Origin of the sequence: Mycobacterium sp., assembly GCF_040509115.1 — a bacterium.
Taxonomy (GTDB): Bacteria; Actinomycetota; Actinomycetes; order Mycobacteriales; family Mycobacteriaceae; genus Mycobacterium.
The window spans coordinates 1-19,688 of sequence record NZ_JBEVLO010000101.1; the positions used below are offsets into that span (position 1 = coordinate 1).

Here is a 19,688-nt window from a genome sequence, read left to right on the forward strand (position 1 = left end):
AGCTCGCCGACGGTCGGGTCGACGCCCTTCGCCGATGCGGTGCTCAGCTTCATCATCGCGTCGTAGAGCTCGGGTGCGACCTTGTAGATGTCGAGGCGGTCGATGGCGGTGGGGTGTTCCAGTGTCTGTGTCATGGCTCCACGCTAGCGCGCAAAGGCCCACCTTCATGGTTCAATTCGATGGTGACTTCATGGTCCAATTCCGGTCCCCGCGACCTGCACCTCGACCTCCGCGGGGTCATCACGCCCGGCTCCCGCGGCGCCAGGGAAGTGCTGATCAACGCGCTGCGGGACGCCGTCCGATCGGGCCGACTGGCGCCGAACGCCATGCTCCCGCCATCGCGAACGCTCGCGACCGATCTCGGATTGGCCCGCAACACCGTCGCCGAGGCATACGCCGAACTGGTCGCCGAGGGCTGGCTGGCCTCGCGCCAGGGCGCGGGGACCTGGGTGGCCAACGGTGGCACCAATCCCCTGCCGACGCGGCCGCGGCGCGTCCCTGGCGTACCGGTGCACAACTTCATGCCGGGCTCACCGGACGTGGCCCAGTTCCCTCGCGCCGCCTGGCTCGCGTCGACCCGTCGGGCACTGACCGACGCACCCACCGAAGCCCTCCGACTCGGCGATCCACGCGGCAGGATCGAACTGCGGGAGGCGCTCACCGAGTACCTCGGCCGGGTCCGCGGTGTGCGCACCTCACCCGACTCGATCGTGATCTGCGCGGGCGTCCGTCACGGCGTCGAGATCCTCGGCAGGGTGTTCGGCGCCGACCGGCCGATCGCCGTCGAGGGCTATGGATTGTTCATCTTCCGCGAGGCGCTGGCCGCGATCGGAGTGTCCACCACGCCCATCCGCGTCGACGGTGAGGGCGCCGTCGTCGACGACCTGGACCGCGTCGCCGCGTCTGCGGCGCTGCTCACCCCGGCCCACCACTTTCCGCACGGCGTCCCGATGCACCCCTCCCGTCGCACCGCGGTTCTCGACTGGGCCAACCGCACCGGCGGATACCTGCTCGAGGACGACTACGACGGGGAGTTCCGCTACGACCGCCAACCCGTCGGCGCGGTCCAGGGTCGCGACCCCGACCGGGTGGTCTACCTTGGCTCGGCGAGCAAGAGCCTGTCGCCGGTACTTCGCCTCGGCTGGATGGTGCTGCCAGAGGAGCTGATCGACCGGGTGCTCGCCGCCAGCGGCGGGCAACAGTTCTACGTCAACGCCATCACTCAGCTGACGATGGCCGACTTCATCGCGAATGGCAGCTACGACAAGCACGTTCGACGCATGCGTCTGAGCTACCGGCGCCGCCGCGACCGACTCGTCGAGGCGCTGGCCCCGTTCGACGTCGGCATCAGCGGACTGTCAGCGGGCCTGCACCTGCTGCTCACGCTGCCCGACGGCACCGAAGCCGAGGTGCTCAGAAGGGCGGGCGAGGCAGGCATCGCCCTGTCCGGTCTGGCGGTGCTGCGCCACCCCGACGCGGGCCCCGAGATCCCCGCGGGCGACGGCATCGTCATCAGTTTCGGCACCCCCGCCGAGCACGCCTTCGGCGCAGCGGTCGACGCGCTGTGCCGGGTGTTGGCGAGCGTCAGCTGGTGAGGCCCTGCGGCGACGGGAGATGGGCGGTGCGACGAGGCTGGCTAAGCTGCCCCTCGTGGCCGAGCCCCCGATGTCGCCCAACCTGAGCCTGACGACTCAGGCGTGGCGCTTCGTCGTCACCGGTGGACTGTCGGCGATCGTGGACTACGGGCTCTACGTCGGACTGCACGCGCTGGGACTGCAGCGCGACCTGGCGAAGGTCCTCAGCTTCATCGCGGGCACCACCACCGCCTACCTGATCAACCGCCGGTGGACGTTCCAGGCGCCGCCGAGCACGGCCCGCTTCATCGCCGTTGTCGCGCTGTACGCCGTGACGTTCGCCGTGCAGGTCGGCATCAACCACGTGCTGTACACGGCGTGGGCCGACAAGTCCTGGGGCGTGCCCCTGGCATTCGTCGTCGCGCAGGGCACCGCGACGGTCATCAACTTCGTGGTTCAGCGCGCCGTGATCTTCAAGCTCCCGACGCGGGACGCATCACAGGATGACGCCGGATAGGGCGGTACCCTCGTCACGATGTTCGCAACCACTACCAAGCGGCTGACCGGCTGGGGCCGCACCGCGCCGACCGTCGCGCAGGTGCTGTCGACCCCGGACCCGGAGACCATCGCGAAGGCCGTCACCAGCGCCGACGGCCGCGGCGTCATCGCCCGCGGACTCGGCCGCTCCTACGGTGACAACGCCCAGAACGGCGGCGGGCTCGTCATCGACATGACCGCGCTCGACAAGATCCACTCGATGGACCGCGACAGCCACCTCGTCGACGTCGATGGCGGCGTGAACCTCGATCAGCTGATGCGCGCCGCCCTTCCCCTCGGGCTGTGGGTGCCCGTGCTGCCCGGCACCCGCCAGGTCACCATCGGGGGCGCCATCGCGTGCGACATCCACGGCAAGAACCACCACAGCGCGGGCAGCTTCGGCAACCACGTCCGCACCATGGAGCTGCTCACGGCCGACGGCGCGGTCCACCACCTGACCCCCGACGGCCCCGACGCCGACCTGTTCTGGGCGACCGTCGGCGGCAACGGGCTGACCGGAATCATCCTGCGCGCCACCATCGCCATGACGCCGACCGAGACCGCGTACTTCATCGCCGACGGTGACGTGACGCCGACGCTCGACGACACCATCGCGCTGCACAGCGACGGCAGCGAGAACGACTACACCTACTCCAGCGCCTGGTTCGACGCGATCAGCGCGCCACCGAAGCTCGGCCGCGCCGCCATCTCCCGCGGCTCGCTGGCCACCCTGGACCAGCTGCCAGCCAAGCTGCAGAAGGATCCGCTGAAATTCGATGCGCCGCAGCTACTCACGGTGCCCGACATCCTGCCCAACGGGCTGGCGAACAAGTACACCTTCGGGCCGATCGGCGAGCTCTGGTACCGCAAGTCGGGTACCTACCGCGGCAAGGTCCAGAATCTGACGCAGTTCTATCACCCACTCGACATGTTCGGGGAGTGGAACCGCGCCTACGGCCCAGCCGGATTCCTGCAGTACCAGTTCGTGGTTCCCACCGAGGCCGTCGACGAGTTCAAGTCGATCATCAACGACATCCAGCGGTCCGGCCACTACTCGTTCCTCAACGTGTTCAAGCTCTTCGGTCCGGGTAACCAAGCGCCACTTAGCTTTCCGATCCCCGGCTGGAACATCTGCGTCGACTTCCCGATCAAGGCTGGGCTGAACGAGTTCGTCACCGAACTCGACCGCCGCGTCCTCGAATTCGGTGGCCGCCTCTACACCGCCAAGGACTCCCGCACCACCGCCGAGACCTTCCACGCCATGTATCCGCGGATCGACGAGTGGATCGAGGTGCGCCGTAAGGTCGACCCCGCCGGGGTGTTCGCCTCGGACATGGCCCGACGTTTGGAGCTGCTGTAAATGGTCTTTGATGCCGTCGGCAACCCGCAGACCATCCTCCTCCTCGGTGGCACCTCCGAGATCGGGCTGGCGATCTGTGCGCGTTACCTCCGCGACAGCCACGCACGCGTCATCCTTGCCGACCTGCCAGATCACCCCCGCAAGGCCGATGCCATCGCCGAGATGACGTCGGCGGGCGCCAAGTCGGTCGAGTGGATCGACTTCGACGGCGTCAAGAGCGACACTCACCCCGGCGTGATCGACAAGGCCTGGGCCAACGGCGATGTCGACGTCGCGATCGTTGCCTTCGGACTGCTCGGCGACGCCGAGGAGTTGTGGCAGAACCAGCGCAAGGCGGTCCAGATCGCCGAGATCAACTACACCGCAGCCATATCCGTCGGCGTGCTGCTCGGCGAGAAGATGCGTGCGCAGGGCTCCGGCCGGATCATCGCGATGAGTTCCGCGGCCGGCGAGCGGGTCCGGCGCTCCAACTTCGTCTACGGCTCCACCAAGGCAGGTCTTGACGGCTTCTACCTCGGCCTCGGAGAGGCCTTGCGGGAGTTCGGCGTTCGCGTCCTCGTCATCCGACCAGGGCAGGTACGCACCTCGACGACCATCGCGCACTGGAAGGCGACCGGCGCCAAGGAGGCCCCGTTCACCGTCGACAAGGAGTACGTCGCCGAGCTCGCCGTCACCGCCTCGGCCAAGGGCAAGGACCTGGTGTGGGCGCCGGGCGCGTTCCGGTACGTGATGATGGTGCTACGGCACGTGCCGCGGCCGATCTTCCGCAAGCTTCCGATCTGAGCGGCACGGTGGGTCACGCGCTGCCCACGTCGATCAGGACGACGGGGCACCTCGCTGCGGCCACCTTGGTCGCGGTCGTGGTCTCGGCCGTCTCGCTCGTCGCCATCTCCCGCGTCGAGTGGCCCGCGTTCAACTCGTCGAACCAACTGCACGCACTGACCACCGTCGGCCAGTTCGTCTGTCTCGCAGCACTGTTGGCGGCGGGCCTGCTCTGGCGACGGGGCAGGAGGCTGATCGCGCAGTTCGTCGCCATCGCATCGTTGTCGGCGTTGTCGGCCGTCACGCTCGCGATGCCGCTCGGCGCCACCAAGCTGTACCTCTTCGGCGTCTCCGTCGATCAGCAGTTCCGCACCGAATACCTGACGCGGCTCACCGACACCGCCGCCCCGCACGACATGACCTACCTCGGGCTGCCGCCGTTCTACCCGCCCGGGTGGTTCTGGCTGGGCGGACGGCTGGCCGCCGCCACCGGCACCCCTGGCTGGGAGATGTTCAAACCGTGGGCGGTCATCTCGATCACCGTCGCGATCGCCATCGCTCTCGTGTTGTGGGCGGCCATGATTCGCTTCGAGTACGCGCTGGTGGTGTCGGCCGCCACCGCCGCCGTCACCCTGGCCTACGCGCCCGCCGAGCCGTACGCCGCGATGATCACCGTGCTGCTGCCCCCGGTCTTCGTGTTGGCGTGGTCGGGGCTGAGGGCCCGCACCGGGGGCGGATCCGGAGGCCAGGATCGAAGCGACCGGGGTGATGGGCATGGCTGGGCCGAGATCGTCGGCGTCGGTGTGTTCCTCGGCGTGGCCGCCCTGTTCTACACGCTGCTGCTCGCCTACGCGGCCTTCACGATCGTCATCATGGCGGTACTCCTCGCGGCGGTCCGCAGGCAGGTGGACCCGCTGATCCGCCTGGCGGTGATCGCCGTGATCTCGGGAGCCATCGCACTGATCGGCTGGGGCCCCTACCTTCTCGCCGCCGTCCGCGGCACGCCCGCCGACAGTGGCACCGCCCAGCACTACCTCCCCTCCGACGGCGCCCAATTGACGTTCCCGATGCTGAGCTTCACGCTCCTCGGTGCGCTGTGCATGGTCGGCACGGTGTGGCTGGTGGTGTTCGCGCGGAGCTCGACCCGGACGGCTTCCGATGAGCGCTTGCGCGAAGAGCAGACAGCTTCCGATGAGCGCTTGCGCGAAGAGCAGACGGCTTCCGATGAGCGCTTGCGCGAAGAGCAGATAGCTTCCGATGAGCGCTTGCGCGAAGAGCAGACGGCACCAGCGCTGGCCGTCGCCGTCGTCGCCGTCTACGCGTGGTCACTGCTGTCGATGCTGACCACGCTCGTCGGCACGACCCTGCTGTCGTTCCGGCTGCAGCCCACCCTCACGGTGCTGCTCGCCGCGGCGGGCGCCTTCGGCTTCGTCGAGACGACGCTGGCCATCGCGTCGAGATACTCAGCCACGACCAGCCGACGCGTGGTCGCCGTCGGCGCCGCGCTGGGAGCGATCGGCGCGATGACGTTCGCCCAAGACATCCCCGACGTACTGCGCAGCGACATCGTCGTCGCCTACACCGACACCGACGGCAACGGCGAACGCGCGGACCGCAGGCCCGCGGGTGCCGAACAGTACTACGCCGAGGTCGACGCCAAGATCACCGAGACGACCGGACTGCCCCGCAACCAGACCGTCGTCATGACCGCCGACTACAGCTTCCTCGCCTACTACCCGTACTACGGGTTCCAGGGCCTGACGTCGCACTACGCCAACCCGTTGGCCCAGTTCCAGGAGCGCTCGAAGGCCATCGAGGGCTGGGCCGAGCTCACCTCGCCCGACCAGTTCGTCGCCGCCCTCGACCGACTGCCATGGGCGCCCCCGACCGTGTTCCTGATGCGCCACGGCGCCAACGACACCTACACCCTGCGACTGGCCAGCGACGTCTACCCGAACCAACCCAACGTCCGCCGCTACCAGGTGGCACTGGACGCGGCGTTGTTCGACGACGCGCACTGGGACGTCTCCGACGTCGGGCCCTTCGTGCTGGCGATAAGGAAGCAGTCAGCGTGACGAGTGAGCCCCCGACGGGCGGGCAACTAACATCTACCCCCGTGAGCCAGGAGGGTGCGGGGATCAACCACCGAACCGCACGCCTCGTAGCCATCGTCGCAGGCCTGCTCGGCGCGTTGCTTGCGATCGCGACTCCCCTGCTGCCGGTCACCCAGACCACCGCCCAACTCAACTGGCCGCAGAACGGCGCCCTGGAGAGTGTCGACGCGCCCCTGATCGGCTACGTGGCCACCGACCTCGAGATATCCATTCCGTGCCGGGCGGCCGCCGGGCTGGTCGGCCAGCAGAACGCGACCCGGACCATCCTGCTGTCCACGGTGCCCAAACAGGCACCCAAGGCCGTCGACCGCGGCCTGCTCATCGAACGCGTGGGCGGCGACCTGCTGGTCATCGTCCGCAACACCCCCGTGGTCAGCGCCCCACTGACCGAGGTCCTCAGCCCCGCCTGCAGGCAGCTGACCTTCGCCGCCCACGCCGACCGGGTCACCGGCGAGTTCGTCGGACTGGTCCAAGGCCCAGACGACGACGACCCCGGCCAGCCGCTGCGGGGCGAGCGCAGCGGCTACGACTTCCGGCCGCAGATCGTCGGCGTGTTCACCGACCTGTCCGGCCCGGCACCGCCCGGCCTGACGTTCTCCGCCACCATCGACTCCCGCTACAGCACCTCGCCGACGTTGCTGAAGATGCTCGCGATGATCTTCGGCGTCGCGTTGACGATCGTGGCGCTCGGCGCGCTGCACGTCCTCGACACCGCCGACGGGGTCAGGCACCGGCGCTTCCTTCCGCCGCGCTGGTGGTCGATGCGACCACTGGACGGTTTGGTCGCGGCGGCGCTGATCTGGTGGCACTTCGTCGGCGCCAACACCTCCGACGACGGCTACATCCTGACCATGGCGCGGGTGTCCGAGCACGCCGGTTACATGGCCAACTACTACCGCTGGTTCGGCACCCCGGAAGCCCCGTTCGGTTGGTACTACGACCTTCTGGCGCTGTGGGCGCACGTCACCACCGCCAGCGTGTGGATGCGGCTGCCCACACTGCTGATGGGCCTGGCCTGCTGGTGGGTGATCAGCCGCGAGGTGATCCCGCGCCTCGGGCATGCGGTGAAGGTGAACCGGGTCGCGGCCTGGACCGCCGCAGGCATGTTCCTGGCGTTCTGGTTGCCACTGAACAACGGCCTGCGCCCGGAACCGATCATCGCGCTCGGCATGCTGCTCACCTGGTGCTCCGTCGAACGCGGCGTCGCCACCAGCCGGCTGCTGCCCGTCGCGATCGCCATCATCATCGGCGCGCTGACCCTGTTCTCCGGCCCCACCGGCATCGCCGCCGTCGGCGCCCTGCTGGTGGCCATCGGACCGCTGAAGACGATTGTCGCAGCGCATACTTCGCGATTCGGTTACCTCGCGCTGCTGGCACCCATCCTGGCCGCCTGCACCGTCACCACCGTGCTGATCTTCCGCGACCAGACACTCACCAGCGAAATCCAGGCCAGCACGTTCAAGTCGGCCGTCGGCCCCAGCCTCGCCTGGTTCGACGAGCACATCCGCTACGAACGCCTGTTCATGGCCAGTCCCGACGGCTCCGTCGCGCGCCGCTTCGCCGTCCTCGCCGTGCTACTCGCCCTTGCCGTCTCGGTGGCAATGTCGTTGCGCAAGGGGCGAATCCCCGGCACCGCCGCCGGACCCAGCCGACGCATCATCGGGATCACCATCATCTCGTTCCTGATGATGATGTTCACCCCGACGAAGTGGACCCACCACTTCGGCGTCTTCGCCGGACTGGCAGGCTCACTCGGCGCGCTCGCCGCCGTCGCCGTGACCGCCGCGGCCATGAAGTCACCGCGCAACCGGACGATCTTCACCGCCATCGTGCTCTTCATGACGGCCTTCTCGTTCGCCAGCGTCAACGGGTGGTGGTACGTCTCCAGCTTCGGCGTGCCATGGTCGAATGAGTTCCCGCAGTTCGAGTTCGGCTTCACCACCTTCTTCCTCGGGCTGGCCGTGGTGGCGCTGCTGGTCGCGACGTGGTTCCACTTCTCAGGACGCGACCTGCTCCCCGCCAAGGATCCGCCACCGCGGTGGTCGCGAATCACGCAGGCCCCCTTGACGATCGTCGTCTGGGCCGTGGTGGTGTTCGAGGTCGCGTCGTTGACCATCGCGATGGTCGAGCAGTACCCGGCGTGGACCGTCGGCCGATCCAACCTCGAGGCAGTGACCGGCAAGACCTGCGGGCTGGCCACCGACGTGCTGGTCGAGCAGGACCCCAACGGCGGAGTCCTGGCTCCTGTGGACACCCCCGTCGGCGACGCCCTCGGCGCAGTGGTCGCACAAGGGTTCAGCCCCAACGGGATACCGGCCGACCTGTCGGCCGACCCGGTTATGGAGCCCGAGGGCAGCGGCAACTTCGCCGACTCCGACGGCGGGGTCGTGACCGGCAGCGAGCCCGGCACGGAGGGCGGCACCACCGCGGGCGCAGGTGTGAACGGCTCGCGCGCCCGGTTGCCGTACAACCTCAACCCCAGGACCACTCCCGTCATGGGCAGTTGGCGCTCGGGCACCCAGCAGCCCGCCCAGTTGCGCTCGGCGTGGTACCGGCTGCCCCCGCGCAACGAGGCGGGGCCGCTGCTGGTCGTCGCCGCCGCCGGACGGTTCGACGCGGGCGAGGTCACGGTCCAGTGGGCCACCGACGAACAGGCGGCAAGCAACCAGCCCGGCGGCAGCGTTCGCTTCGGTGACGTCGGCGCCGTCCCCGCCTGGCGCAACCTGCGGGTCCCACTCAGCGCGATCCCCTCTGACGCGACGCAGGTGCGACTGATGGCCTCCGACGAGGATCTGGCGCCGCAGCACTGGATCGCACTGACGCCGCCCAGGATCCCGCAGTTGCAGACCCTGCAGGACGTCGTCGGCTCGACCGACCCCGTGCTGCTGGACTGGCTCGTCGGCCTGGCCTTCCCCTGTCAGCGGCCGTTCGGTCACCAAAACGGCGTCACCGAGGTGCCCAAGTGGCGCATCCTGCCGGACCGCTTCGGCGCGGAGGCCAACTCGCCGGTGATGGACTACCTCGGGGGCGGACCACTCGGCATCACCGAGCTGTTGGTGCGCGCCGAACCCGTACCTACCTATCTGAAGGACGACTGGTTCCGCGATTGGGGCGCGCTGCAGAGGCTGACGCCGTGGTACCCCGACGCCCAGCCCGCACGGCTGGATCTGGGCACCGCCACCCGCAGCGGCCTATGGAGCCCGGGACCTCTTCGTTTGAGCTGAGCCTGGCATGGCGGCGCGGCGCACACGAGCTCGTCGCATAGCATCGAGCCTCGTGCCCGCCAGGACCCTCCGACTCATCGCGATCATCGCGGGCCTCGTAGGGCTTCTCCTCTGCGCACTCACTCCGCTCCTCCCGGTGCGCCAGACGACGGCCGCCATCCTGTGGCCGCAGGGCGCCGGATCCGACGGTCTGATCACCGACGTGACCGCCCCGCTGGTGTCCGGGGCACCACTCGCGCTCGACGTCACGATCCCCTGCCAGGCCGTCTCGACGCTGCCCGCCGCGGGCGGTGTCGTCTTCTCGACGATCCCGGCGGGCGGCATCGAAGCCGGGCGAAACGGTCTCTTCATCCGCGCCAACGCCGACGTCGCGTACGTCGCGTTCCGTGACACCGTCGCCGCGGTGGCGCCGAGGGCCGCGGTCGACTCCGGCGCGTGCAGCGAGATCCACGTCTGGGCCAACGTCGGCGCGGTCGGCGCGGACTTCGTCGGCATCCCCGGCGCGACGGGAACACTGCCGCTGGACAAGCGCCCCCAGGTAGCGGGCGCCTTCACCGACCTGAAGGTTGCCGCCCAGCCTGGCCTGGCCGCCCGCATCGACGTCGACACCCGCTTCATCACCTCCCCCACCTGGTTGAAGTCCGCAGGGATCGCGCTCGGCGTCCTCTGCGTTCTGGCCTCGATCGTCGCGCTGGCTCTGCTGGATCGCGTGTCGGGTCGGCGGCCAGCCCGCCTCAGGCAGCGCGCGGGCCTGTCGACGTGGTTGGCCGACGCCGGGGTCATCGGCGGACTCCTCGCCTGGCACGTCGTCGGCGCGCTGTCCTCCGACGACGGCTACAACCTGACCATCGCCCGGGTATCCGGAGAAGCCGGTTACTCCGCCAACTACTTCCGCTACTTCGGCGCGAGCGAGGCACCGTTCGACTGGTACCAGAGCGTGCTTGCGCACCTCGCCTCGATCAGTACCGCCAGCGTCTGGATGCGACTACCAGCGACCGTGGCGGGGATCGCCGCGTGGCTGATCGTCAGCCGCTGGATGTTGCCCCGGCTGGGCAGACGTCTGGCGGTCAACCGCGTCGCGGTGTGGACGGCGGGTGCGGTGTTCCTCGCGGCGTGGCTACCGTTCGACAACGGTCTGCGACCCGAGCCGCTGATCGCCTTCGCCACCGTCGCGGTGTGGATCCTCGTCGAGAACACCGTGGGCACACGACGGCTGTGGCCAGCCGCGGCGGCGATCGTCATCGCAATGTTCTCCGCGACGCTCGCCCCGCAAGGGCTGATCGCGGTGGCGCCGCTGCTCGTCGGGGCACGGGCCATTGCGCGCATCGTGTCGCAACGCCGCGCGGTCGACGGACTCGCCGCGTCGCTCGCCCCGCTCGGCGCGGCCCTCTCGCTGGTGTTCGTCATCGTGTTCCGCGACCAGACCCTGGCGACGGTCGCCGAGGCCGTCCGCATCAAGTACGTCGTCGGCCCGACGATCCCCTGGTATCAGGAATTCTTGCGGTACTACTTCCTCACCGTCGAGGACAGCGTTGACGGGTCGCTGACCCGCCGGTTCACCGTGTTGATCATGCTGCTGTGCCTGTTCGGCCTCGTCATGGTCCTGCTGCGCCGCGGCCGCGTGCCCGGCGCCGTCAGCGGTCCCGTCTGGCGGCTGGTCGGATCGACGGCGGTGGGGCTGCTTCTGCTGACGTTCACGCCGACCAAGTGGGCCGTGCAGTTCGGCGCCTTCGCGGGCTTGGCCGGTGCACTCGGCGGCGTCACGGCGTTCGCGTTCGCCCGCGTCGGGCTGCACAGCCGACGCAATCTGACGCTGTACGTCACGGCGCTGCTGTTCGTGCTGGCATGGGCGACGTCGGGCATCAACGGCTGGTTCTACGTCGGCAACTACGGGGTGCCGTGGTTCGACAAGCAGCCAGTCATCGTGGGCGTGCCGGTCACCACGATCTTCCTCGTGCTCGCCATCGCCGGTGGTCTGCTCGCCGGTTGGCTGCACTTCCGGATGGACTACGCCGGGCACACCGAGGTCGCCGACACCGGGCGCAACCGCGCACTGGCATCGACCCCGCTGCTCGTCGTGGCCACCATCATGGTGGTGCTCGAACTGGGCTCGATGCTCAAGGCGACCGCCGGGCGCTACCCCGTCTACACCACCGGCGCAGCCAACCTGGCCGCGCTGAGCTCAGGACTGTCCGACACCAGCTGCGCCATGGCCGACGCGGTACTCGTCGAGGCCGACACGAATGCCGGTATGCTGCAACCGGTTCCGGGCCAGAGCTTCGGTCAGTACGGCCCGCTTGGCGGCGAGGATCCCGTCGGTTTCACCCCGAACGGCGTCAGCGACACCCTGGAGCCCGCCGAACCCGTCGCCGCCAACCCAGGCACCGTCAACTCCGACGGACCCGTCGACAAGCCGAACATCGGCGTCGGCTACGCAGCGGGCACCGGCGGCGGCTACGGCCCCGAGGGGATCAACGGATCCCGGGTCTTCCTGCCGTTCGGCCTCGATCCGAAACGGACGCCGGTGATGGGTAGCTACGACGAGAACACCGTGGCCGCGAAGGCCACGTCAGCCTGGTATCAACTGCCGCCGAGGACTCCGGACCGACCGCTGGTCTCCGTCGCCGCTGCCGGCGCCATCTGGTACTACAACGAAGACGGTTCGTTCAACTACGGGCAGTCCCTCAAACTGCAGTGGGGCGTGGTCCGACCGGACGGCTCATACCAGGCGCTCAACGAAGTCCAGCCGATCGACATCTTCGAGCAGAAGGCGTGGCGCAACCTGCGGTTCCCGCTGACGACGGCGCCACCGGAGGCCAACGTCGCGCGGATCGTCGCCGACGACCCGAACCTGTCCACCGACCAGTGGTTCGCCTTCACCCCTCCGCGCGTCCCCGTGCTGCAGACCGCTCAGCAATTCCTCGGCAGTCAGACTCCAGTGCTGATGGACATCGCCACCGCGGCCAACTTCCCATGCCAGCGCCCGTTCGCCGAGCGCCTCGGGGTGGCCGAACTTCCCGACTACCGGATCATCCCCAACTTCAAGCAGATGGTCGCCTCGTCGAATCAGTGGCAGTCCGCCGAGGACGGCGGGCCGTTCCTGTTCGTACAGGCGCTGTTGCGGACCGAGGCGATTCCCACCTATCTGCGCAACGACTGGTACCGGGACTGGGGCTCACTCGAGCGCTACCTGCGGGTGGTGCCAGAGGGTGCGTCGCCCGACGCCGTCATCGAGGAAGGTTCGAAGCGAGTGTTCGGCTGGAGCCGTGGCGGACCGATCAGGGCCCTGCCGTGAACGGGGATGACAAGCCAGCCGTGAACGGCACCGACAAACCCGCCGTGAACGGCACCGCCGGCCGGGACGTGAAGGTGGCCCGCTGGGCCGCGATGATCGCCGGCCTGCTGGGCTTCGTGCTGGCAGTCGCCACCCCGCTGCTCCCCGTCGCCCAAACCACGGCGACGCTGAACTGGCCCCAGAATCAGAACCAGCTCGCCGACGTCACCGCACCGCTGCTGTCCCTGGCACCCGTGAGCCTGACCGCGACCGTGCCGTGCGCGGTGGTCCGCGAGCTGCCCGCCGACGGCGGGTTGGTGCTCGGCACCGCGCCCGCCAAGGGCCGTGACGCAGCGCTCAACGCGATGCTGGTGAACGTCACGCAATCGCGCGTCGACGTCATCGTGCGCAACGTCGTCGTCGCGAGCGTGAGCCGGGCTCGGGTGGCTGGAACCGGGTCTGCCCCGGGTTGTTCGACCATCGACATCACGTCGTCGATCGACGGCACCTTCGCCGACTTCGTCGGTCTGACCAAGACGGACGGGTCGCCGCAACGCACCGGATACCCCGATCCGAACCTGCGGCCTGCCATCGTCGGGGTCTTCACCGATCTGACCGGTCCCGCCCCGCCCGGGCTATCCCTCTCCGCGACCATCGACACGCGCTTCACCACGCATCCGACGGCGCTGAAGCTGACGGCCATGCTGCTCGCGATCGTGTCGACCGTCGTCGCGCTTCTCGCACTGTGGCGACTCGACCGGCTCGACGGACGGCGCATGCACCGCCTGATCCCCATGCGCTGGCGCACGCTCAGCCCGGTCGACGGCGTCGTCGTCGGGGGATTCGCCATCTGGTACGTCATCGGCGCCAACTCGTCCGACGACGGCTACATCCTGCAGATGGCGCGCGTCGCCGAACACGGCGGCTACATGGCGAACTACTTCCGGTGGTTCGGTAGCCCAGAAGACCCGTTCGGCTGGTACTACAACCTGCTGGCACTGATGACCAAGGTCAGCGATTCCAGCATCTGGATCCGGCTGCCGGATCTGATCTGCGCGCTGGTCTGCTGGCTGCTGCTGTCCAGAGAGGTGCTACCCCGGCTGGGGCCCGCGGTGTCGGGCTACCGGCCCGCGGTGTGGGCGGCCGGGTTGGTGTTGCTCGCCGCGTGGATGCCGTTCAACAACGGGCTGAGGCCCGAAGGCCAGATCGCTACGGGCGCCCTCATCACCTACGTCCTGATCGAGCGCGCCATCACGTCGGGCCGCTTGACGCCCGCCGCGCTGGCGATCACCACGGCGGCGTTCACGCTCGGCATCCAACCCACGGGGCTGATCGCGGTGGCCGCGCTGCTGGCCGGCGGTAGACCGATCCTGCGCATCGTGATGCGACGGCGCAGGGATGTCGGCACCTTGCCACTCATCGCGCCGCTGCTGGCGGCGGGCACCGTGATCCTGACCGTGGTGTTCGCCGACCAGACGTTGGCAACGGTGTTGGAAGCCACCAGGATTCGCACCGCAATCGGCCCCAGCCAGGAGTGGTACACCGAGAACCTGCGCTACTACTACCTCGTGCTGCCGACCACCGACGGCGCCATCTCGCGACGGGTCGCCTTCCTGTTCACCGCGATGTGCCTCTTCCCGTCGCTGTTTCTGATGTTGCGACGCAAGCGGGTGCCAGGGGTGGCGAGAGGTCCAGCCTGGCGGCTGATGGGTGTCATCTTCGCCACGATCTTCTTCCTGATGTTCACGCCCACCAAGTGGATTCACCACTTCGGCCTGTTCGCCGCCGTAGGTGGCGCGATGGCGGCGCTCGCCACGGTTCTCGTCTCGCGCCACGTGCTGCGCTCGGCACGCAACCGGATGGCGTTCCTTGCCCTGGTGTTGTTCGTGGTGGCGTTGTGCTTCGCCTCCACCAACGGCTGGTGGTACGTGTCGAACTTCGGTGCGCCGTTCAACAACTCGATACCGAAGATCGGCGGCGTCAGCGTCAGCACGGTCTTCTTCGTGCTCTTCGCGATCGCGGCGGTGTGGGCGTTCTGGCTGCACCTGTCGCGCAAGGGTGATTCGCGCGTGGTGGACCGACTCACCGCCGCTCCCATCCCGCTCGCGGCCGGATTCATGGTGCTGGTGTTCATCGCCTCGATGGCGATCGGCGTGGTGCGCCAATATCCGACCTACTCCAACGGGTGGGCCAACATCCGCGCGTTCGCAGGCGGCTGCGGCCTTGCCGACGACGTGCTCGTCGAACCCGACTCCAATGCGGGCTTCCTGACACCGGTCCCCGGAAGGTTCGGCCCGCTCGGCCCACTCGGCGGCGAAGCACCGACGGGCTTCTCCCCCAACGGTATTCCCGACCGCATCGTCGCCGAGGCGATCCGGTTGAACAACCCGCAGCCCGGCACCGACTACGACTGGACCCAGCCCGTCAAGCTGGCCAGGCCGGGCATCAACGGCTCGACCGTTCCACTGCCGTACGGCCTCGACCCCGCGCGTGTTCCCGTTGCCGGAACGTATTCGACTGGGCCGCAACAGGAGAGCAAGCTCGCGTCGGCCTGGTACGAACTGCCCGCCGCCGACGACGCGCACCCACTGGTGGTCATCACCGCGGCGGGCACGATAACGGGCACCAGCGTCGCCAACGGCCTAGTGTCGGCTCAGACCGTGGAACTCGAATACGCCCGCCGTGGCCCCGACGGAGCCCTCACACCCGCGGGACGCGTCCAGCCGTACGACGTCGGCCCGACCCCGTCCTGGCGGAATCTGCGGTACCCGCGGTCGGAGGTGCCCGCGGATGCGGTGGCGGTGCGGGTGATCGCCGACGACCTGTCGCTGAGTCAGGGCGACTGGATAGCGGTGACACCGCCACGCGTACCCGAGGTGCGGTCCGTCCAGGAATACGTCGGCTCGCAGCAACCCGTGCTGATGGACTGGGCCGTGGGGTTGGCCTTCCCCTGCCAGCAACCCATGCTGCACGCCAACGGCGTCACGGAGATTCCCAAGTTCCGCATCTCGCCGGACTACTACGCGAAGCTGCAGAGCACCGACACCTGGCAGGACGGCATCAACGGTGGCCTCCTCGGCATCACCGACCTACTGCTCCGAGCCTCGGTCATGTCGACGTACCTGTCGAAGGACTGGGGCCAGGACTGGGGCTCGCTGCGCAGGTTCGACACCGTCGTCGACGCGCAACCCGCGCAGATCGACCTCGGCACGGCCACGCACAGCGGGTTGTGGAGCCCGGGTCAGATCCGGATCCAGCCCTAGGGGCCGGTGGGCCGGACGTACACCACGCGGGTGCGAAACACGACGTCCTGCAATGACCGTCGGCGCCCGTCGACGGCGACGAGGACCAGCCCGATCGGGAACACCACGCACGCCACGGCCCGCAGCAGCGCCACGACGAGCGGCACCCGGCCGGACCGTCGGCCCACCACGCGCAGTCCCATCACGACCGCCCCCGCCGTGCAGCCCGACGTGACCCAGCAGCCGGCCAGGTAGAGCACCGCGACGCCGAACATCACCGTCGTCGAGAAGAACGCGTTGGGCGTCGGGAAGCTGAACGCGGCCGGCTGCAGCATCAACCGCGTCAACGTCACCCCGACGTACAGGAAACCGACGAAGGCACCCGCCACGGCTAGATCGATCAGGGCGGCCACCCCTCGGCTCACGATCCCGGCCGTCTCCAGTTCGGCGACCTCGGGCGGGTGAGGTCTCACCACCGTGGCGCTCGCGGGGTCCGTGGCAGCCGTGGGGTTCGGGGCGTTGGGGTGGTCCGGGGCGTCAGTGGGGTTTGGGCGCGCCCGAGCATGCGGTCCACGAAGCCCGACACCGCGTCGTCGGCCCGCTGACCCTGGGTGCGGACATCGGTCATCACCTCGGCGGTGACGCTGGTGGTCGACTCCCGGATGATGGCGGGCAGGTCGACCCCGTCGATGATCAGGTTGGCCAACCCGATGAGATCGATGCGGGCGATGATGGCGTCGATGTCGATGTCGGCGGCGATCGCATCCACGTCGACCCGCTCGCGGATCAACGCCGTCAGGTCGATCTCGTCGAGGACCAGACCCACCACCTGAGATCCCACCGCGGACACCACCGCCTTGAGTTCCACGGCGACGGCTTCCCTGCCGCGACGCAACGGGCCGCCGACGACGGGCAGACCATCACACAGTCTGAGCAGGTTGACCAGGTCAGGCACCTCCGCATCGTAGTGTCGACCCGTGATCGACCGCATCAAGCTCGGCAACGCCACCGTGACGCGTGTCGTGGAGACCGGGATCGAGATGCGCACGTCGCTGTTCGCCGAAACCCCCGCCGAGGCGTGGGCCGCGAACCGCGAACTGCTGGAGCCGGACTTCTGGAACGCCGGCGCCGAGCAATGGCGCATCGCCATGCAGATCTGGGTGGTGCAGGTCGACGGCCTGACGGTGGTGGTGGACACGGGCGTCGGCAACGACCGCGACCGTCCGCACATGCCGCCGATCGACCACCTGTCGACGGACTTCCTCGCCGACTTCGCCCGCGCAGGATTCCACCCCGCGTCCGTCGACGTCGTGGTCAACACCCACCTGCACAGCGACCACGTGGGATGGAACACGCACCTGGTTCCAGGGGGCGCAGCGGAGCGACCGGGGGAAGCACCCGACGGGGTGTGGGCGCCGACGTTCCCCAACGCGCGCTACGTGATGCCCGATGCCGACTACCGCTTCTTCGTTCCCGACGGCCCAGGACACACCGAGACGATGGCAACGGTGTTCTCCGACAGCGTGTTTCCCGTCGCTGACCAGATGGAACTGTGGTCGGGTGAACTGCGCATCAGCGAGTCGCTTCGGCTGCGTCCCGCTGCCGGGCACACGCCGGGATCGTCGGTGCTCTGGCTCGACGCAGGCGTGCCAGCCGTGTTCGTCGGCGACCTGACGCACAGCCCCATCCAGATTCCCCGACCCGACGACCCGTGCGCGTTCGACGTCGATGCCGCTGCCGCGGCGGTCACGCGCAAGCGCATCTTCACCGAGGCATCGCGCACCCGCGCGGCCGTGATCCCTGCGCACTATCCGGGTCACGGCGGCGCGACGCTGGTGGCGCGCGGCGATCGGTTCGAGGTCGACGACTGGTTGGAGCTCTCGACGATCTAGCGGGGTGGGCGGCGAGTCCGCGAGACATCAACCTGGGCGCACTACGTCGGCGCGTCGTCGCCAACGTTTATGTGTCGCTCCACCCGCGACCGACGAGGACTTCGCGAACGCGGTGCACGACATCGAGCGGATGATCCTCCGCGACGACGCGAACGACGATCCAGCCCATCCGTTCGAGCATCCGCAACCGGCTGATGTCCTTGCGGTACTGCTTGCGATCCGTGCGGTGCTGATCGCCGTCGTACTCCAACGCCACCATGTACTCCGGCCACGCGAGGTCCAGAAACGCCAGCGGGTAGTAGTCCCCATTGTGAATCCGGAACTGCGACTGAGGTTTCGGGAGTCCGTCGTCGATGACGAGGAGTCGCAGCCACGTCTCCTTGGGTGAGGTGCCGCCCGGGTCCATCAGCGCGATCGCGTCCCGCGCCCTACTCACCCCACGACCGCCGCGATAGCGCGCGAGCAGCGGTTCGACGTCGGCGGCAGAGACACCCGTCGCGTGGGCCAACGCGTCGAGGCGAGCCACCGCGGGACCACGCGCCAGATGACGACCGAGGTCAAGGGCGGTGCGGTGCAGCGCCGTCGTCGCGATCCCGTCGAGGACGACGATCTCGTCTGCCGCGATGCGCTCGTTGCGCGTCACGACGCCGGCGGGAGCGTGCTGGTTCCGCCAGATCAACTCGATCGGCTCATCGTTGCCGACCCATCGCGCGCCGTGAAGAGCCGATGCCGTCACCCCCGCCACGACGCCACCCCCCTTCGACCAAAGCACCGCTGCGCGAGCGCGGTCCGTCGTCGTCATCTCCGAGAACTCCGGTACGTACACGTCGGGATGGACCGCCACGAAGCCAGTTCGGAGTCGATGCCGAGTCAGCCGACCGCTGCTCAACGCTTGACTTCCCGAGAAGATCGGTGTCATTCCCGCAGAGTCCCATTGGCCACCGACAACCCGCGAGACAGCAACCTCGGCGGACTACGCCGGCGTGTCGTCGCCAACGTTTATGTGTCGCGACCGACTAGGAGGTCGGGGTGGGCACCGACGGGGTAGGTACCGCCGGGGTGGGGGCTGACTGGTCCGAAACGATGCCGTCGTGGCAGTCCAAGCGGCTCTGCCCCGTCTGCTCCATGCACACCAGCACGGGTCCTTCGGTCTCGGCCGGGTAGACCTCGTCGCCCGGGCCCGCCGACACCGTGGGGCTCGACACCTCACCCGGATACAGCGACCAAATGGTGGCATCCGTCGTGGAGAGGTGCGCGCAGTACGCCGGCGCCTCGCTCTCGGTGATACCCGCCGCGCCCAGCGTCGAACAGCTGGCACCGACGACCACGACGGGCAGCTCGATGTCACCGCTCGGGGCGGGCGACACCGCCGAAACCGACGAGGACGAGGCAGGTTTCGCCGTCGGCGTCGAGCTGCGCTGATCTCGGCCGAACACCAGGAACGCGGCGGCCGCTGCGACGAGCACCGCCACCGCCGCGGCCATCGACCACACCACCTTGCGGCGCGACGAAGGTGGTGGCGCGTGCCTGCTGGCGTGGCGCGGACCCGTGGGCGCCAGGATCGTCGCCTCCGAGTCGACCCGGTTGCCCGCCAGCGCATTCGCGAAGGCCGAGCAGCTGGCGTAGCGATCGTCGGGCGACTTGGCCAGCGCCTTGTCGAAAACCGCTCCGAGAAAGGACAATTCGGGCCGGCGCGACCCGATCGACGG

Annotated in this window: 12 protein-coding genes and 1 pseudogene; 9 read left to right on the forward strand and 4 right to left on the reverse strand. The window is 68.8% G+C overall.

Translation table 11 applies throughout. From position 1 onward, the window contains the following. Window positions 1–182 precede the first annotated feature (182 nt). The 8 genes from pdxR to ABW137_RS08525 all read left to right on the forward strand — a co-directional run bounded on the left by pdxR (window position 183) and on the right by ABW137_RS08525 (window position 16,108). On the forward strand, window positions 183–1,595 hold the full coding sequence (gene pdxR / locus ABW137_RS08490; protein WP_526398848.1) for a MocR-like pyridoxine biosynthesis transcription factor PdxR: 1,413 nt from the start codon (window positions 183–185) through the stop codon (window positions 1,593–1,595). Between the two features lie 70 nt (window positions 1,596–1,665). Next, window positions 1,666–2,091 (forward strand): GtrA family protein, encoded by a 426-nt coding sequence (locus ABW137_RS08495; RefSeq protein ID WP_526398850.1) that lies wholly within the window; start codon window positions 1,666–1,668, stop codon window positions 2,089–2,091. Between the two features lie 18 nt (window positions 2,092–2,109). After that, complete coding sequence (gene dprE1, locus ABW137_RS08500) at window positions 2,110–3,471, forward strand: decaprenylphosphoryl-beta-D-ribose oxidase (RefSeq protein ID WP_526398833.1); 1,362 nt, start codon at window positions 2,110–2,112, stop codon at window positions 3,469–3,471. Then, window positions 3,472–4,254 (forward strand): decaprenylphospho-beta-D-erythro-pentofuranosid-2-ulose 2-reductase, encoded by a 783-nt coding sequence (gene dprE2, locus ABW137_RS08505; protein ID WP_526398835.1) that lies wholly within the window; start codon window positions 3,472–3,474, stop codon window positions 4,252–4,254. A gap of 8 nt (window positions 4,255–4,262) precedes the next feature. After that, entirely contained in the window at window positions 4,263–6,308 is a 2,046-nt protein-coding gene (locus ABW137_RS08510) for an arabinofuranosyltransferase (protein ID WP_526398837.1), read from the forward strand. Continuing rightward, window positions 6,305–9,571 (forward strand): arabinosyltransferase domain-containing protein, encoded by a 3,267-nt coding sequence (locus ABW137_RS08515; protein WP_526398839.1) that lies wholly within the window; start codon window positions 6,305–6,307, stop codon window positions 9,569–9,571. Before ABW137_RS08510 ends, ABW137_RS08515 begins: the two co-directional genes overlap by 4 nt. Before the next feature lie 52 nt (window positions 9,572–9,623). Then, on the forward strand, window positions 9,624–12,866 hold the full coding sequence (locus ABW137_RS08520; RefSeq protein ID WP_526398841.1) for an arabinosyltransferase domain-containing protein: 3,243 nt from the start codon (window positions 9,624–9,626) through the stop codon (window positions 12,864–12,866). 92 nt (window positions 12,867–12,958) lie between these two features. Then, window positions 12,959–16,108, forward strand: a complete 3,150-nt coding sequence (locus ABW137_RS08525; protein ID WP_526398852.1) for an arabinosyltransferase domain-containing protein — start codon at window positions 12,959–12,961, stop codon at window positions 16,106–16,108. Here the strand turns inward: ABW137_RS08525 and ABW137_RS08530 are convergent. Together ABW137_RS08530 and ABW137_RS08535 are read right to left on the reverse strand one after the other, a co-directional pair. Further along, window positions 16,105–16,563, reverse strand: coding sequence for an RDD family protein (locus tag ABW137_RS08530; RefSeq protein WP_526398843.1), 459 nt, complete (start codon window positions 16,561–16,563; stop codon window positions 16,105–16,107). The two genes, ABW137_RS08525 and ABW137_RS08530, sit on opposite strands and share 4 nt — an antisense overlap. Then, a complete protein-coding gene (locus tag ABW137_RS08535; RefSeq protein ID WP_526398845.1) occupies window positions 16,557–17,042 on the reverse strand; it encodes a hypothetical protein in 486 nt (161 codons plus the stop codon). The genes ABW137_RS08530 and ABW137_RS08535 overlap by 7 nt, the downstream gene beginning before the upstream one ends. A 25-nt stretch (window positions 17,043–17,067) precedes the next feature. On the opposite strand from ABW137_RS08535, the gene ABW137_RS08540 reads away from it, so the two are divergent. Then, window positions 17,068–17,979, forward strand: a complete 912-nt coding sequence (locus tag ABW137_RS08540; RefSeq protein WP_526398854.1) for an MBL fold metallo-hydrolase — start codon at window positions 17,068–17,070, stop codon at window positions 17,977–17,979. Window positions 17,980–18,046: 67 nt separating this feature from the next. Here ABW137_RS08540 and ABW137_RS08545 read toward each other — a convergent pair whose 3' ends face one another. Further along, complete coding sequence (locus tag ABW137_RS08545) at window positions 18,047–18,898, reverse strand: putative endonuclease domain-containing protein (RefSeq protein ID WP_526398847.1); 852 nt, start codon at window positions 18,896–18,898, stop codon at window positions 18,047–18,049. Window positions 18,899–18,995: 97 nt separating this feature from the next. After that, window positions 18,996–19,688, reverse strand: a pseudogene (locus ABW137_RS08550) (serine/threonine protein kinase); the annotation flags it as partial.

Excerpts from the sequence above, each read along its gene's own strand:
- dprE2 (WP_526398835.1), top strand. The coding sequence starts at position 3,472 with ATGGTCTTTGATGCCGTCGGCAACCCGCAGACCATCCTCCTCCTCGGT.
- dprE1 (WP_526398833.1), top strand. The coding sequence starts at position 2,110 with ATGTTCGCAACCACTACCAAGCGGCTGACCGGCTGGGGCCGCACCGCG.
- ABW137_RS08495 (WP_526398850.1), top strand. The coding sequence starts at position 1,666 with ATGTCGCCCAACCTGAGCCTGACGACTCAGGCGTGGCGCTTCGTCGTC.
- ABW137_RS08545 (WP_526398847.1), bottom strand. The coding sequence starts at position 18,898 with ATGACACCGATCTTCTCGGGAAGTCAAGCGTTGAGCAGCGGTCGGCTG.
- ABW137_RS08525 (WP_526398852.1), top strand. The coding sequence starts at position 12,959 with ATGATCGCCGGCCTGCTGGGCTTCGTGCTGGCAGTCGCCACCCCGCTG.